The 15,761-nt window shown below is 70.9% G+C and carries 11 protein-coding genes; 6 read left to right on the forward strand and 5 right to left on the reverse strand.

What is annotated here, in order from left to right:
• On the reverse strand, positions 1–993 hold the full coding sequence (locus tag ACIQLK_RS04335; RefSeq protein ID WP_400363070.1) for a LacI family DNA-binding transcriptional regulator: 993 nt from the start codon (positions 991–993) through the stop codon (positions 1–3).
• A 185-nt stretch (positions 994–1,178) separates the two neighbouring features.
• Here ACIQLK_RS04335 and ACIQLK_RS04340 point away from each other — a divergent pair, with 185 nt between their 5' ends.
• From ACIQLK_RS04340 to ACIQLK_RS04350, 3 genes are read left to right on the forward strand one after another with little or no spacing between them, the layout of a single operon-like run.
• Positions 1,179–3,188 (forward strand): beta-galactosidase, encoded by a 2,010-nt coding sequence (locus tag ACIQLK_RS04340; protein WP_400363071.1) that lies wholly within the window; start codon positions 1,179–1,181, stop codon positions 3,186–3,188.
• Entirely contained in the window at positions 3,185–5,458 is a 2,274-nt protein-coding gene (gene yicI / locus ACIQLK_RS04345; RefSeq protein WP_400363072.1) for an alpha-xylosidase, read from the forward strand. The genes ACIQLK_RS04340 and yicI overlap by 4 nt, the downstream gene beginning before the upstream one ends.
• Positions 5,458–7,911 carry a glycoside hydrolase family 3 C-terminal domain-containing protein gene (locus tag ACIQLK_RS04350; protein WP_400363073.1) on the forward strand — a complete coding sequence of 818 codons (2,454 nt, stop codon included), beginning with the start codon at positions 5,458–5,460 and terminating at the stop codon, positions 7,909–7,911. The genes yicI and ACIQLK_RS04350 overlap by 1 nt, the downstream gene beginning before the upstream one ends.
• Here ACIQLK_RS04350 and ACIQLK_RS04355 read toward each other — a convergent pair.
• From ACIQLK_RS04355 to ACIQLK_RS04370, 4 genes are read right to left on the reverse strand one after another with little or no spacing between them, the layout of a single operon-like run.
• The gene (locus tag ACIQLK_RS04355; protein ID WP_400363074.1) at positions 7,901–10,198 is read right to left on the reverse strand and encodes a beta-glucosidase; all 2,298 of its coding nucleotides are present in this window, start codon (positions 10,196–10,198) and stop codon (positions 7,901–7,903) included. The genes ACIQLK_RS04350 and ACIQLK_RS04355 overlap by 11 nt on opposite strands.
• Position 10,199: 1 nt before the next feature.
• The gene (locus ACIQLK_RS04360; protein WP_400363862.1) at positions 10,200–11,075 is read right to left on the reverse strand and encodes a carbohydrate ABC transporter permease; all 876 of its coding nucleotides are present in this window, start codon (positions 11,073–11,075) and stop codon (positions 10,200–10,202) included.
• An 8-nt stretch (positions 11,076–11,083) separates the two neighbouring features.
• Positions 11,084–12,097 (reverse strand): carbohydrate ABC transporter permease, encoded by a 1,014-nt coding sequence (locus tag ACIQLK_RS04365; protein ID WP_400363075.1) that lies wholly within the window; start codon positions 12,095–12,097, stop codon positions 11,084–11,086.
• A gap of 2 nt (positions 12,098–12,099) precedes the next feature.
• Positions 12,100–13,371, reverse strand: a complete 1,272-nt coding sequence (locus ACIQLK_RS04370) for an ABC transporter substrate-binding protein (RefSeq protein WP_400363076.1) — start codon at positions 13,369–13,371, stop codon at positions 12,100–12,102.
• A gap of 173 nt (positions 13,372–13,544) precedes the next feature.
• Between ACIQLK_RS04370 and ACIQLK_RS04375 the strand changes: the two genes are divergently transcribed.
• Genes ACIQLK_RS04375 through ACIQLK_RS04385 form a run of 3 tightly spaced genes read left to right on the forward strand, consistent with a single transcriptional unit; the run spans position 13,545 to position 15,750 of the window.
• Entirely contained in the window at positions 13,545–14,549 is a 1,005-nt protein-coding gene (locus ACIQLK_RS04375) for a LacI family DNA-binding transcriptional regulator (RefSeq protein ID WP_400363077.1), read from the forward strand.
• Positions 14,550–14,596: 47 nt separating this feature from the next.
• Positions 14,597–15,280, forward strand: coding sequence for a GTP pyrophosphokinase family protein (locus ACIQLK_RS04380; RefSeq protein WP_400363078.1), 684 nt, complete (start codon positions 14,597–14,599; stop codon positions 15,278–15,280).
• A gap of 2 nt (positions 15,281–15,282) precedes the next feature.
• Entirely contained in the window at positions 15,283–15,750 is a 468-nt protein-coding gene (locus ACIQLK_RS04385) for a glutaminase (protein WP_400363079.1), read from the forward strand.
• Positions 15,751–15,761 lie beyond the last annotated feature (11 nt).

Raw genomic sequence — 15,761 nt, forward strand, 5'->3', positions numbered from 1 at the left:
TCAGACCGTCGCCGGTTCCGCCGGTGCATGGGCGAATCGAGGGGCGAGCAGTTCCGGGCCGAGCGGCCTGTCGCCCCGGATCGCGGCGAGCAGGGCGCGGGCCCCGGCTGCGCCGAGCTCCTCGGCGGGGAGGTCGATGACGTCGGAGACCCCTGGCACGTGCAGGGCGAGTTCGGCCGGGCTCAGGGCGACGATCTCGATCGGCGGCGCCGAGGCGGTGCTCATCAGTCGTGCCGCGATGAACGGCAGCGCCGCCTCGTTGTGAACGAAGAGCGCCGTCGTCCCGGGGGCATCCGTCAGCAGGCTGTCGACGACCTCCGTCGCCCCGGGGCCGGCGGGGCACGGATGCACGGTCGCGGCGAGGCCCACCTCGCGGCTGCGGGCGAGGAAGCCCCGGGTCAAGCGGTCGGAGTACGAGGTGTGCCGCGCCTGCACCTGGGGAGGGGCGCCCAGGAGGGCGACCGTGCGGTGTCCTCGTTCGGCGAGACGTTCGGCGGCGAGGCGGCCGGCGGCCTCGAAATCGAAGTCGACGCAGATGAGCTGGTCGGCCGCGGCGGGGAGGCCGATGAGCACGGCTGGGATGCTGAGCTCGGCCAGCGCACCGACGCGCGGGTCGCTCGTCTCGACGTCGAGAATGAGGACGCCGTCGACCATGCCCGCCCGCGCGGCGCGTTCCACCCCCGCGGCGTCGTCGCTGGTCAGCAGGAGGACGTCGTGGTGATGCGCGCGTGCCTCCTTGAGGGCCCCGGCGACGATCTGCATGACGACGTGCACGTCGACGCCCGCGCGGATCGGCGCCTGCAGGCCGAGGACGCTCGTAGAGCGCGAGGCGAGCGAGCGTGCGCTGGCCTGGGGACTGTAGGAGAGGTCGGCCATCGCCTGTTCCACGCGCTCGCGCGTCTCCTGCGAGATCGCGCGCTTGCCGCTCATCACGTACGACACCGTCGAGATCGAGACCCCCGCGGCCTGAGCGACGTCGGCGATCGTGGTCATGGACCCCTCCTTCTCCAGCGGCATCGACCTCGACACCGCGGACGGGTCGAGCGTATCGGCTCGCCCGGCCGCTCCGAAGCGGCCCCCGCGGGCCGATGGACACGGCCGTGATCGCTAGTATAGGTTGAGATCGTTGAAGCGCTTCGACACCGTCGTCTACATTCGCTGAAAGGCCTTTCCCGGTCATGAACTCCGCCCCCGATTCGGCCTTCGCAGCCCTGACGGCTGAGCGCGGCATCCTCTTCGGCGGCGACTACAACCCCGAGCAGTGGCCGCGTGACGTCTGGCGCGAGGATGTCGAGCTCATGCAGCGCGCCGGCGTGAACCTCGTCACCGTCGGCGTGTTCAGCTGGGCCGAGATCGAGCCCACCCCGGGGGCGCGGGAGTTCGCGTGGCTCGACGAGGTGCTCGATCTGCTGCACGAAGGCGGGATCGCGGTCGACCTCGCCACGCCGACGGCCTCGCCGCCGCCGTGGCTCGGGATCCGGCATCCTGAGACCCTCCCCGTCGACCGTGACGGCGTGCGGCTCGTCGCCGGGTCGCGCAACCAGTTCTCCCCGTCGTCACGGGTGTATCGCGAGGCCGCGCGCGCGATCACGGCGGACATCGCGGCGCGCTACGCGCGGCATCCCGCCGTCCGGATGTGGCACGTCGGCAACGAGTACGGGCAGGTCGACCACGGCGACGAGGCGGCACGCGCGTTCCGCGCCTGGCTGCTGCGACGCTACGGCTCGGTCGACGAGATCAATCGCGCGTGGGGCACGGCGTTCTGGGCGCAGCGCTACTCCGACGTCGCCGAGATCCTGCCGCCCCGGCGTGCGCCGTACCTGATCAACCCGACGCAATCGCTCGATTTCCGTCGGTTCACCTCCGACGAGCTGCGCGACTGCTACCGCGAGCTCCGTGACACCATCCGCGAGGCGGGTGCGACGCAGCCCATCACGACGAACTTCATGGGGGCCTTCGCGCACGTCGACTACTGGTCGTGGGCGGACCACGTCGACGTCGTGAGCGACGATCAGTATCCCGACCCCGCCGACCCCGACAGCCCGCTCGACATGGCTTTTGTGCAGGACCTCATGCGCGGCCTCGGCGGCGGGCGGCCCTGGGTGCTCATGGAGCAGGCGATCAGCGCCGTCCAGTGGCGGCCGCACAACCTCCCGAAGACGCCCGCGCGAGCGCGGCTCGACACGCTGCAGGCGGTGGCGCGAGGGGCCGACGGGATCTGCTTCTTCCAGTGGCGGCAGTCGACCGCGGGAGCGGAGCGGTTCCACTCCGCGATGCTGCCGCACGCGGGGGCCGACACCGAGGTCTTCGAGGGTGTCTGCCGTCAGGGGCGGGACCTGGAGCGGCTCCGTCCCGCGGTGGGCGGCCGCGTCGCCGCGCGGACGGCGGTGCTCTTCGACTGGCCGTCGTGGTGGGCGTCGGACGAGCCTGCCCGGCCGACGTCGCGCTTCGACGGCCTCGAGCAGATGCGACGGTTCTATCGCCCGCTGTGGCGGCGCGGCATCCCGGTCGACGTCGTTCCTTTCGGCGCGGACCTGTCGGCCTACGACGTCGTGCTCCTGCCCCACGGATACGTCCTGCGTCCCGAGGACACCGCCTGCCTCGGCGAGGCGGCGGCGCGCGGTGCGCAGGTCGTCGTCGGCCCGTTCAGCGGCGTCGCCGACGAGCGCGGGCACATCCTGGCGGGTCGCTCGCCCGCGCTCCTGCGCGAGATGCTCGGCGTCAGCGGCGAGGAGTGGGCCGGGCTCCCCGACGACGGCGTCGCCGTCGCCTCTGCTGACGGGCGGTGGGCGGCATCGCTCGCTCACACCCTCGGCGAGAAGCTCCGCACCGACGGCGCCGACGTGCTGGCGAGCTTCGCGTCGGGCGACCTCGCGGGGCTCCCGGTCGTCACGCGGAACGGCTCGGCCTGGTACGTGGGGGCGGTGCTCGCCGACGACCTGATCGACGCGGTGCTCGCCGACGTCCTGGATGCCGCGGGTGTCGTCGGCGATCTCGCCGACCCGGTCGACGGGGTCGAGGCCGTACGCCGAGGCGACGCGCTGTTCCTGCTGAACCGTGGCGACGACGACGTGACGATACCGCTCTCGGGAGCCTGGGTCGACCTGCTGACGGATGACGAGATCGACGACCGCGTGACGATCCCCCGGGGGGACGCGCGCGTCGTGACAGAAAGGCGAAGGACATGAAGTTCACCGACGGCTACTGGCTCATGAGGCCGGGAGTGACCGGTCTGTACGCGAGCACCGTGGACGACGTGCGCGTGGACGCCGACGCGGGCAGCCTCACCGTCTTCGCGCCGACCGCCGTCATCCGCCACCGCGGTGACACGCTCAACCGCGCCATGATCACGACGACGTTCTCGGCTCCCGCTCCCGGAGTCGTCAAGGTGCGGGTGCAGCGTCACGCCGGCGCGCGTCACCGCGGTCCGGACTTCGCCGTGACCCGTGAGGAGGGCTACCGACCGACCGTCTCGGTCGACGACGCGGAGGCGGTGCTGGATGCCGGTGACCTCCGTGTCCGCGTCTCGCGCGAGGGAGCGTGGCGGGTGGCGTTCGAACAGGGCGGCCGGGTTCTCACGACGTCGCTGCCCCGCTCGATCGGCCACATGACGGGGCCCGACGGCACCTTCGTGCACCAGCAGCTGTCGATCGAACCGGGCGAGCGCGTCTACGGCTTCGGCGAGCGCTTCGGCGCCTTCACGAAGAACGGGCAGTCGATCGAGACGTGGAACGCGGACGGCGGCACCTCGAGCGAGCAGGCCTACAAGTCGGTGCCGTTCTACCTGACCAGTCGCGGCTACGGCGTCCTCGTCGACAGCCCCGACGCGGTCTCGTTCGAGGTCGGGTCCGAGATCAACTCGCGTGTGCAGTTCTCCGTCCCCGGCGAGACCCTCGACTATTACGTGATCGCAGGCCCCGAGCCCAAGGACGTGCTCCGTCGGTACACGGCGCTCACCGGCCGGCCCGCTCGCGTACCGGCCTGGTCGTTCGGGCTCTGGCTGACGACGTCCTTCACGGCCGCTTACGACGAGGCGAGCGTCACCGAATTCGTCGACGGGATGGCCGCGCGCGACCTGCCGCTGTCGGTGTTCCACTTCGACTGCTTCTGGATGCGCGAGTTCCAGTGGACCGACTTCACGTGGGACCCGCGCATGTTCCCCGACCCCGACGGGCAGCTCGCGCGGCTGCGGGAGCGAGGGCTGAAGGTCTCGCTGTGGATCAACCCGTACATCGCGCAGCGCTCCGCGATCTTCGCCGAGGCGGCCGAGCGCGGGTTCCTGCTCAAGACGACCGACGGCGGAGTCTGGCAGTGGGACATGTGGCAGGCCGGCATGGCGATCGTCGACTTCACGAACCCCGAGGCCGCCGAGTGGTACGCCGAGCATCTGCGCCGCCTCGTGCGACAGGGAGCGGACAGCTTCAAGACCGACTTCGGCGAGCGCATTCCGTCGGAGGGTGTCGTGTGGCACGACGGCTCCGATCCGCAGCGCATGCACAACTACTACCCGCAGCTGTACAACGAGATCGTCTTCCGGGTGCTCGAAGAGGAGCGCGGGGTCGGCGAGGCGGTCCTCTACGCCCGCTCGGCGACGGCGGGGGGACAGCAATTCCCGGTGCACTGGGGCGGCGACAACGACTCGACGCTCCTGTCGATGGCCGAGACGCTCCGCGGCGGCCTCTCGCTCGCGATGAGCGGGTTCGGCTACTGGAGCCACGACATCGGAGGTTTCGAGGGGACACCGGATGCCGGTGTCTTCAAGCGCTGGCTCGCGTTCGGTCTGCTCTCGTCGCACTCGCGCCTGCACGGGTCGGGCACCGTGCGGGTGCCGTGGGCGTTCGACGACGAGGCGGTCGAGGTGACCCGCCGGTTCACGCGGCTGAAGCTGCGGCTCATGCCGTACCTCGCCCGGATCGCGGAGGAGGCGCACACGAGCGGCATCCCGATGATGCGCCCCCTGGTGCTCGAGTTCCCCGGCGACCGGTCGACGCACGACGCCGACGTCCAGTACATGCTGGGCGACTCCCTCATGGTGGCGCCCGTGTTCGCCGAGGACGGCAGCGTCGAGTACTACCTGCCCGAAGGGCGGTGGACCTCGCTCCTGACCCATGACGTCGCGGAGGGGCGGACGTGGCACGCGGAGCGCCACGGCTACGACTCCGTGCCCCTGCGCGTGCGCCCCGGCACGGTGCTGCCGTGGGGTGCCCGCGAGGACCGGCCGGACTACGACTGGGCCGACGGCGTGACGCTCCGGTGCTTCGAGCTGCCCGACGGGTACGACGCCGAGACGGTCATCCCGGGGCACGACGGTGCGGCGGCGACGGTGTTCCGCGTGCGGCGCGAGGGTGGACGGATCGTCGCGGAGTCGTCGGACGCGCGTGCGCCCTGGAGCCTGCAGGTCGGCGACCGGACGGCATCGGTCGTGGGCCCCGGGACGGTCTCGCTGGAGGTCGACTGATGGCGACCGAGGCGTTCCGCCGCGTCGACCTGCCGCTGCCCGAGCGCTCGCGCGATCTGCTCGATCGGCTGACCCCGGACGAGCGCATCGCCATGCTGCACCAGGCCATGCCGGCGGTGGAGCGTCTCGGCATGCGTCCGTTCCACACCGGGTGCGAGGCGCTGCACGGGCTCGCCTGGGTGGGGATCGCGACGGTGTTCCCGCAGCCGGTGGGGCTCGCGGCGACGTGGGACCCCGAGTTCGTGACGCGCGTCGGCGACCTCGTCGCGACCGAGGTCCGGGCCAAACGGGCGTCGGGGACCGACGTCGACCTCAACGTGTGGGCGCCGGTCGTCAACACGCTCCGCCACCCCGCGTGGGGTCGCAACGAGGAGGGGTACTCCGAGGACCCGCACTACACGGGCCAGCTCGGCGCGGCCTACAGCCGCGGCCTTCGCGGCGACCACCCGCGCGTGTGGAAGACGGTCCCGTCCCTCAAGCACTTCCTCGCCTACAGCAACGAGACCGACCGGTCCGCGACCTCGTCCGAGATGTCGCTGCGCGCGCTGCACGAAGAGGAGCTGCCCGCGTTCCGTCCGGCGATCGAGCAGAAGGTCGCCGGCAGCATGATGCTCGCCTACAACCGCGTGAACGGCGTGCCGGCGCACACGCAGCCCGAGCTCGTGGCCGAAGCCCGCAGCTGGAGCGACGAGTCCATCGCCGTCGTCTCGGATGCCGGGGCTCCCACCTTCCTCGTGTCGATCCAGCGCGCGCAGCCCGACAAGGTCCACGGCGCCGCGGCGCTCGTGCGCAGCGGCATGGACTCGTTCACCGACGACGGCCCCGACCCGGCGCCGAGCCTCGAGGCCGTCCGCGCGGCACTCGCGCAGGAGCTGCTCACCGAGGACGACGTGGATGCCGCGGTCCTGCGACTCCTCGAGATGCGCATCCGCACCGGGGAGTTCGACGGCGACGACGATCCGTACGCCGCGATCGGGGCGGATGAGATCGACACCGCCGCCGCCCGCGAGCTCGCCCGTGAGGCGGTCGCCCGACAGGTCGTGCTGTTGCGGAACGACGACGGCATCCTGCCGCTGACCGAACCCGCCCGCGTCGCGGTGGTCGGTCCGCTCGGCGACGTCGTCCTCACCGACTGGTACTCCGGCACGCCTCCGTACGCCGTCGGCCTCGCCCAGGGCGTCCGCGACCGATACCCGTCGGCGTCCGTCGAGGTGGTCACCGGCGCCGACACCGTCGCCCTCCTGGCCCCGTCGGGCTACGTCGCCGCGACGGCCGAGGGAGCCGTCGATGCGGTGGCGGACACCCGGACGGACGCCGCCCTCTTCGATGTCACGGACTGGGGCGACGGCATCCTGACCCTCCGCTCCCACGCGAGCGGGCGACTGCTCACGGGCGGGGCCTGGCCCATGCGCGCCGACGCCGAGCGAGTGGGCGGCTGGGTCGTGCAGGAGAGCTTCCGCCGCCACGTCCACGACGACGGCTCATGGTCGCTGCTGCACCTCGGCTCGGGCCGCTGGGTCCGCGTCGTCCGCGACGTGGGGCTGCTGGTGGCCGAGGGGGTGACCCTCGACGACGCGGCGCGGTTCGAGGCCGAGACGGTGAGGTCGGGCCTCGACGAGGTGGCCCGGGCCGCGGCATCCGCCGACGTCGTCCTCGTCGCCGTCGGCAACGACCCGCACCTGTCGGGCCGCGAGACCGCGGACCGCCCGCACTTGCTGCTGCCGGGCGCGGCGACCGATCTGTGGCGAGCGGCGCGCTCGGCGAACCCGTGCGCGATCCTCACGATCGTCTCGAGCTTCCCCTACGTGCTGGCGGATGCCGCCGACGCGGCGACCGTCGTCTGGTCGAGTCACGCCGGGCAGGAGCTCGGCCACGGACTGCTCGACGTCCTGAGCGGCGACCGCGAGCCGACCGGCCGCCTCGCGCAGTCCTGGCCCGCGCACCCCGACCAGGCGGGCGACCTCTTCGACTACGACACGCGGCGCCAGCAGGCGACCTACCGTCACCAGCCAGCCCCGTACGCCTTCGCGTTCGGGCACGGGCTCGGCTATGGCCACGTCGTGTACGAGGCCGTCGAGGTGGATGCGGCGCGGGTGACGGCCCCCGCGCCCACCCTCCGGCATCCCGCCCTCGACCCTCGGGGCGACGAGCGCGTCATGACCGCGACGGTGACGCTCGCGAACCCGTCCGAGCGCGCGGTGGAGGAACTCGTGCAGCTCTACTCCGTCGCGCCGGAGCTGCCGATCGCCGCGCCGCGCCGTCTGCTGCTCGGGTACGCGCGCGTCCGCGTCGAGCCGGGTGAGACCCGCACGGCCGGGATCCGCTTCAGCGTCGAGCGCCTCGCCGTCTGGGACGGCGAGGCGCTGCGGGTGCAACCGGGGGACTACCGCCTCGCGGCGGGTGCCTCGGCCGACGCGCTCGGGGTGAGCACGACGCTCACCGTCACGGACTGACGAGTTCGGCGTCGGCCACGACGCGGACGGGCACGATCCGGGCGTCGTCGGCCGTGACGACGTGCTCGCCGGCGACCTCGACGGCGGCGACGGTCTCGCGGTCGTCGCACGACGAACCCACCCAGAGGCCGATCCGTCCCGGCTCGACGACCTTGCGGCCGTCCCGCCCCGTGAAGGCGAAGCGGGCCGTGGGCAGAGCGAAGACGACACGGGCGCTCTCGCCCGGCGCGAGCTCGATCCGGTGGTAGGCCATCAGCTGTGCGACCGGCCGGGTGAGCGATGCGACCGGATCGTGTGCGTAGAGCTGCACGACGTCGGCGCCGGCGCGTTCACCCGTGTTGCGGACGACGACCGACACCTCGAGGGTCTCGCCCGCCGTGACCGAGCCGGGACCCTGCAGGTCCTCGTGCACGAACGTCGTGTACGTCAGCCCGTGCCCGAACGGCCGTACCGGGGTCGGGTCGGCGCTCGTCACGTCGATGGGTCCGCCCAGGCGCGGGTGCAGGTAGCTGTAGGGCTGCGCGCCGGCCGACCGCGGCAGGGTGACGGGGAGGCGGCCCGAGGGCGAGAGCCGCCCCGAGACGATGCCAGCGATCGGGTCGGCGCCCTCCTCGCCGGGAAAGAACGACTGCAGCGCGGCAGCGACGCGGCGCTCGCCGTCGAGGGCCCAGCCGATCGCGTACGGGCGGCCCGACAGGACCACGAGCACGACGGGGGTGCCCGTCGCGACGACCCGCTCGACGAGCTGCCGCTGCCGGCCCGGCAGTTCGAGGTCGTCGACGTCGTTGCCCTCGCCGACGGTGCCGCGTCCGAAGAGACCCGCTCGGTCCCCGACGACGACGACGGCGATCTCGGCCGCAGCCGCCGCGTCCACCGCGTCGCCGATGCCGGACTCGTCGTCGTCCTCGACGCCGCAGCCACGCGCGTACGTGATCTCGGCATCCGGGTACTCCGCGCCGAAGGCCTCACGGACGGTCGGCAGCTCGATCCCGTGAGACGTACCCGGGTGGTGCGCGAGCACGTGGTTGACGAACGAGTAGCAGCCCATCAGCGCCTCGGACGAGTCGGCGTTCGGCCCGATGAGGGCGATGCGACGAGCGGATGCCGCCGGCAGCGTCCCGTCGTTGCTCACCAGGACGACCGACTCGGCGGCGAGGCGCCGGGCGAGGTCGCGGTGTCGCGGGCTGTCGAGGTCGACCTCGGTCGGCGGCGCCTCGAAGGTCTCGTCGAGCAGCCCGAGGCGCTCCTTCTGCGCCAGGACGCGGAGCACGGCGGCGTCCAGCAGCGCGGCATCCATCCGGCCGGAGCGGATTCGCTCGAGCATCGGTGCGGCGAACGCGTCGCCCGTGGGCAGCTCGACGTCGATGCCGGCGCGCAGGGCGAGCTCGGCGGCCTCGCCCAGATCCCCTGCCACGCCGTGCGTGGTCTGCAGGAAGGCGACCGAGAAGTAGTCCGACACGACCGGACCCGTGAAGCCGAGCCGGCCGCGCAGCACCTCGTCCAGGTAGTGGGAGCTCGCTCCGACGGGCTCGCCGTCGATCTCGGCGTAGGAGTTCATGACGGATGCGGCGCCGCCGTCGCGGACCGCCATCTCGAACGGCGGCAGCAGCACATCCGCGACCTCGCGGGGACCGGCGTGCACGGGCGCGTGGTTGCGCGCCGCCTGCGACCCCGAGTACCCGACGAAGTGCTTGAGGGTCGCATCGACCCCTGCCGACTGGACACCGCGCACATAGGCCGTCCCCACGGTCCCGACGAGGTACGGGTCTTCGCCGATGCATTCGTCGACGCGTCCCCAGCGGGGGTCGCGGATGACGTCGAGCACGGGAGCGAGACCCTGGTGGATGCCGAGTTCGCGCATGGAGTCGCCGATCGCGGCGCCCATCTCGGCGACGAGCTCGGGGTCGAACGAGGCGCCCCACGCGAGCGGGGTCGGATACGTCGCCGCCTTCCACGCGGCGAGGCCGGTGAGGCACTCCTCGTGGACGATCGCCGGGATCCCGAGCCGGGTCTCGGCGCGCAGACGTCGCTGCTCCGCCCAGAGCCACTCGGCCCGCTCGATCGGATCGACGGGGCGCGTGCCGTAGACGCGGGTGAGATGGCCGAGGCCGTGAGCCGTGGCATCCGCGTACTTCGTGGTCGTCACCATCTCGTCGGCCAGCGGAGCGACGACCTCGCCGCCCTGGTCGACCCAGTAGCCGACGAGCTGCGCCGCCTTCTCTTCGAGGGTCATCTGCGCGAGCAGATCGTGCACGCGGGCCGAAGCCTGCGGGTGGAGGTCGGTCATGTCAGCCCTTCACGGCTCCGGTGAGACCGCCCACGATGCGACGCTCGAACAGGCTGAAGAACAGCAGTGCGGGGAGCATCGAGAGCGAGGTGAACGCGAGCACGCGCGCCGTGTCGACGGAGTACTGCGACGAGAAGGCCTGCACTCCGAGCGGGAGCGTGAAGGACGCCTCGTTGTTGAGGATGAACAGGGGGAGGAGATACGCGTTCCAGCTGCCGATGAAAGCCAGGATGCCGACGGTGATGACACCGGGCACGGCGAGCGGCAGCACCATCCGCCAGAAGAACCCGAGCCGACTGCAGCCGTCGATCGACGCGGCCTCCTGGATCTCGTCGGGGATCGCCCGAAGGAACGGGACGAGGATGATGACGGTCGTCGGCAGGGCGAAGGCGATCTGCGGGAGGATGATGCCCGGCAGGGTGTTCATCAGCCCGAGCGAGCGGATCACGATGTACAGCGGCGTGATCGCGACCGTGATCGGGAACATGAGTCCTGACGCGAAGAGGGCGTAGAGGAACCCGCGCCCCCGGAAGCTGTACCGGGCGATCACGTAGCTCGCAGCGATGCCGAGGGCCACCGCGCCGACCGTGGTGGCGAGGGCGACGAAGGTCGAATTGCCCACCTGCCCCCAGAACTGCCCGCTCGAGATGACGCCGACGTAGTTCTCGACGTTCCACGGGTTCGGGAAGCCCGCCGGATCGACGGTGATCGCCGAGTTCGAGCGGAAGCCGCCGATGATGATGTAGATCACCGGGCCGAGCATGAGAGCGATGACGGCGAGGGCGACGAAGTAGACGACGGGCGAACCCCACGGGAGCTTCGGCTTCGGCGCGCGTCGTGCGCGGGTCTCGACCGACGGCGCGGTGACGAGGGTCATGGTGGCGCTCACTGCACGCCCCTCTCTGTGATGGCTCCCGCGGTGTCGCGGCGGAGCACGAAGCGCTGATAGAACAGCGCGACGATGAGCGAGATGACGAAGATGACGACCGCGACCGCGTTGCCGTAGCCGAAGTTGCCGGCGTTGCGGCCGGTCACGACCATGTAGATCGCCATCGTGTTGGTCCCGGCGACCGACGAGACGTACTGGCCCCAGATGATGTAGACCAGGTCGAACAGCTGCAGGGCACCGATGATCGACAGGAACGCCCAGATGCGCAGGGTCGGTGCGAGCAGAGGCAGGGCGATCTGTCGCTGGATCTGCCAGTACGACGCGCCGTCGATGGCGGCGGCCTCGTAGAGCTCCTCCGGGATCCCCTGCAGCCCCGCGAGGAAGAGGATGACGGCGAAGCCGACGTACTTCCAGGTGAGGATCGCCATGAGGGTCCAGATGGCGATCGACGGGTCGGCGAGCCAGTCCTGGGTCAGACCGCCCAGGCCGAGGTTCTCCAGCATCCCGTTGGCGGCACCGTTGGTCGACAGCAGCAGGCTGAACCCGGTGCCGACGACGACCTCGGCGATGACGTACGGCACGAAGATGAGGACGCGGATGACGGACTGTCCCCGCATCTTGCGGTTCAGCAGCAGCGCCAACAGGATCGCGATCGGTCCTTGCAGCACGAGCGACATGACGACGATGAAGGCGTTGTGCAGCAGGGCGCTCTGGAAGTTCGGGTCGCTGAAGATCGTGATGTAGTTCTTGAGTCCGACGAAGTCGGTGGCGGGACCGAAACCGGACCACCGGAAGAAGCCGTAGTAGGCGGCCATCAGGACCGGCACGATGACGAACCCGACGAAGAAGATCACGGCGGGTCCGGCGAGGAGGAGGACCTCCAGTCGCCCCGACCAGCCGAGGCCCCGCCGACGGCGGGACCGCGGCCGAGCCGGGGGCGGCGTGTCGCCGCCCCCGGCGTGCGCCGCGAGACCGGAAGCGTCCGAGACGGACATCTCGCGAACGGTCATGGTCAGCCCTGCGCGCCTGCGGCGTTGACGGCGTCGATGAACTTCTTCGGGTCGCTGCCACCGGCGAGCATGTCGACGACGGCGACGTTCAGCGCGTTGCCGACGTTCTGACCGAGGACGGTGTCGAGCCACTGCGAGACGAACGGGGCGCTGTTGTAGGCCTCGAGGATCTGCTGCAGGTAGGGCTCCTTCACCGACTTCTGAGCAACCGAGTTGACCGGCGGCGACTGGAACGCCTCGTAGTACTTCGTCTGCTGCTCGGACCCGGCGATGAAGTTCAGGAAGTCGGCGCACTCCTTGGGTGCCTGCGCGGCGCACGAGTACCCGTCGACGCCGCCCATCATCGAACCCGGCTCGCCGTCACCGCCCGAGATCTCGGGGAATGGGAACCAGGCCAGGTCGGGGAGGGGCTTCTCGTCGGGGGTGAGCGAGGCGATCACGCCCGGGTCCCACGCGCCCATGAGCTCCATCGCGGCCTTGCGGTTGGCGACCAGACCGGCCGAGCTTCCCGCGCCCTGCTGGGCGGCGGTGGTGAGGAAGCCGTCATTGAACGGCTTGATCGCCGCGAAGTCCGTGAGGTCCTGAGCGGCGCGGGTCCAGCAGTCGTCGCTGAAGTCCTTCGAGTCGCCGGTCTCCTCGATCACCTTCGGGCTGCACTCGCGGATGGCGAAGAAGTAGTACCAGTGCGCGGCGGGCCACGCATCCTTCGCGCCGAGGGCGATGGGGGCGATGCCAGTGCCCTTGAGCGCCTCGACGTCGCTCTTGAGGTCGTCGATCGTCGCGGGGGTGTCGGAGATGCCCGCCTCGTCGAAGGCGTCCTGGCTGTAGAAGAAGCCGCCGGGCAGGACGGAGAGCGGCATCGCCCACACCTTGTCCTGGTAGGTCTCCGCGGCGAACGAGCCTTCCGAGATCTCGCCGCGGATGTCGTCCGAGATCATGTCCGTGAGATCCATCAGCTGGCCGGCGTTGACCATCGCGGTCATCTTGCCGCCGCCGCGCTGCAGGAAGATGTCGGGCGGGTCTCCCGCGTTGAGCGCGGTCTGCAGCTTGCCGTCCATGTCCTCGTTCTGGACGGACTGCATCTTGATGGTGACGCCGTCGTTCTCCTTCTCGAAGGCCGCGATCGCGTCCTTCCAGAACTGCTGGCCGGGGCCGGTGGTCGAGTTCTGCCACAGCGTCATCTCGACGGTTCCGTCGCCGCTGCCGCCGCCGTTGCCGCCGGAACAGGCGCTGAGTGCGAGTGTCGCCGCGGCCACTGCCGCGAGCCCCGCCATGATCCTTCTGGTCCTCATGTGATCACCAATCTCCTCATTGAGTGCACGCTCGGTCCTCGAGGTGCGGGTGGTCCCGGCGGTGCGTGCCAGGAGTTCGGTCCCCAGTGTCGGAATTGTTGCCGCCCACGTCAAACGTTTTCGAAAATGTTTTCCATACCGCTACGCTTCGACGCATGCGAAGCCGCGCCACCATCCACGACGTCGCCGCTGCGGCGGGCGTCTCGGTGGCCACCGTGTCCAAAGCCGTCAACGGACGGTACGGCGTGGCACCTGCGACCGTGCAGCGCGTGCTGAGCGCCGTCGAGGAACTCGGCTACGAGTCGAGCCTCGTCGCGAGCAGCATGCGCGCGCGCCAGACCGGCGTCGTCGGCGTCCTCGTCGCCGACTTCGAGCCGTTCTCGGCCGAGGTGCTCAAAGGGGTGGGCGCGGCTCTGCGCGACTCGCGACTGGATCTGCTCGCCTACAGCGGGTCGCGGGCCGTCTCGAGCGAGGGATGGGAGCGGCGGTCGCTGAGCCGGCTGAGCGGCACGCTCGTCGACGGGGTGATCATGGTCACCCCCACGGTCGTGAACGTCACGGCGGACGTCCCCGTCGTCGCGATCGACCCGCACACGGGGCCCGCCGACCTCCCGACGGTCGAGTCCGACAGTTTCGCCGGCGCGCGGCACGCGGTCGCCTACCTCGTCTCGCTCGGGCACCGGCGCATCGGATTCGTCGCGGGCCGCCCCGACCTCCGCTCCTCGATGCTGCGCGAGGGCGGCTACCGACGGGCTCTCGAAGACGCCCGCATCCCGTTCGATCCGGGTCTCGTCGGCGTCGGACGCTATGTGGAGGACATCTCGCGCGAGGCGGCGACGCGGTTGCTGCGGCGCACCGACCGGCCCACCGCCGTGTTCGCGGCCAACGACGTCTCGGCGCTCACGGTGATCCGCGTCGCGCACGAACACGGCCTGTCGGTGCCGGAGGACCTCTCCGTGATCGGGTTCGACGACGTGCCGGACGCCTCGCAGTCGGTTCCCGCGCTGTCGACCGTCCGCCAGCCGATGCAGCGCCTCGGGGCCGAGGCGGTCACGATGCTGCTCGAGCTCATGGGCGGGGGCCGTCCGGCCGCGACCCACCTGCGACTGCCGACGGCACTCGTGCCCCGGGCGACGACCGCCCCACCCACGGCGGGATGAGACATCCTTCTCAGCGCGCTCGGAGTGGTTCCCGGTAGCGTCGCCTCATGTCCACTCCGCTCGACGAGCAGCAGATCACGGTGTCGGCCTCCTCCCTTCGCAGCATGCGCGACGAGTTCCAGCGGTTCCTCATGGAGTACCGGTTCGGGCTGCAGGAGATCGAGACGAAGATCTCGATCCTCCGCGAGGAGTTCCATGAGATGCACGACTACAACCCGATCGAGCACGTCTCGAGCCGTGTGAAGTCGCCCGACAGTCTCGTCGAGAAGATCCAGCGACGCGGCATCGACCCCGACTTCGAGTCGGTGCGCGCGCACATCACCGACATCGCCGGCATCCGCATCACGTGCAGTTTCGTGAACGACGTGTACCGCCTGTTCGATCTGCTGAGCGCGCAGGACGACATCACCGTGCGCGAGGTGGAGGACTACATCGCGACACCCAAGGGCAACGGCTACAAGAGCCTGCATGCGATCCTCGAGGTGCCCGTCTACCTGTCGACCGGCCGCGTCGACGTCCCGGTGGAGGTGCAGTTCCGCACGATCGCGATGGATTTCTGGGCGAGCCTGGAGCACAAGATCTACTACAAGTACGAGCGACAGGTCCCCGACTCCCTGCTGGGGCAGTTGAAGGATGCCGCCGATGCGGCCGCCGAGCTCGACGCCCGCATGACCCGCCTGCACCAGCAGATCCGCGGTGCCGGGGCGGCCGCGCCGACGCGCCTCGTCTGACGGTGTCGACCGTCATCGGCCTGCTGCAGGCGGCGCGGGAGCGACTGGCGGGCTCGCCGCGCGAGCGACTGGGGGAGTGGGCGGCGAACCGCCGCATCCTCGGCATCGGACGCGCTCCCCGCATCGTTCCGGTGACGGAGGCGTGGCACGTGGGCGCGTTGCTGATCGGTGAGGACCGGGTGTTCGCGACCGGCGAGGTCCTCCGTGCGCGCCATGAAGCAGTCCGCGGCTACACCGCCGAGGCGCAGCGTGCGCGGTCCGAGCGGGCCGCGGCCGCCTTCCGCGGGGGATTCGCCGAGGGGGAGGTTCTCCACCTGGGCTGGACCGAGATGGATGCCGCCGCCGTCGACAGCGGCGGGAGCTCCGGCATCCTCTCGCTCAGGGACGGCGTGCCGCACGTGGCCTGGAGCCACACCGGCCCGCCCAGGCCGCTCGCGGGCTACCTCGACGACATGCTGTCGTTGCGGTGACCTGTCAAGGG

This window comes from Microbacterium sp. NPDC091382, from assembly GCF_044757025.1.
Lineage (GTDB): Bacteria > Actinomycetota > Actinomycetes > Actinomycetales > Microbacteriaceae > Microbacterium.

What these genes read in the sequence shown, in the direction of transcription:
- yicI (WP_400363072.1), top strand. Translation starts at nt 3,185, where the DNA reads ATGAAGTTCACCGACGGCTACTGGCTCATGAGGCCGGGAGTGACCGGT.
- ACIQLK_RS04370 (WP_400363076.1), bottom strand. Translation starts at nt 13,371, where the DNA reads ATGGCGGGGCTCGCGGCAGTGGCCGCGGCGACACTCGCACTCAGCGCC.
- ACIQLK_RS04380 (WP_400363078.1), top strand. Translation starts at nt 14,597, where the DNA reads ATGTCCACTCCGCTCGACGAGCAGCAGATCACGGTGTCGGCCTCCTCC.
- ACIQLK_RS04335 (WP_400363070.1), bottom strand. Translation starts at nt 993, where the DNA reads ATGACCACGATCGCCGACGTCGCTCAGGCCGCGGGGGTCTCGATCTCG.
- ACIQLK_RS04355 (WP_400363074.1), bottom strand. Translation starts at nt 10,198, where the DNA reads ATGACCGACCTCCACCCGCAGGCTTCGGCCCGCGTGCACGATCTGCTC.
- ACIQLK_RS04365 (WP_400363075.1), bottom strand. Translation starts at nt 12,097, where the DNA reads ATGACCGTTCGCGAGATGTCCGTCTCGGACGCTTCCGGTCTCGCGGCG.
- ACIQLK_RS04350 (WP_400363073.1), top strand. Translation starts at nt 5,458, where the DNA reads ATGGCGACCGAGGCGTTCCGCCGCGTCGACCTGCCGCTGCCCGAGCGC.
- ACIQLK_RS04360 (WP_400363862.1), bottom strand. Translation starts at nt 11,075, where the DNA reads ATGACCCTCGTCACCGCGCCGTCGGTCGAGACCCGCGCACGACGCGCG.
- ACIQLK_RS04375 (WP_400363077.1), top strand. Translation starts at nt 13,545, where the DNA reads ATGCGAAGCCGCGCCACCATCCACGACGTCGCCGCTGCGGCGGGCGTC.
- ACIQLK_RS04340 (WP_400363071.1), top strand. Translation starts at nt 1,179, where the DNA reads ATGAACTCCGCCCCCGATTCGGCCTTCGCAGCCCTGACGGCTGAGCGC.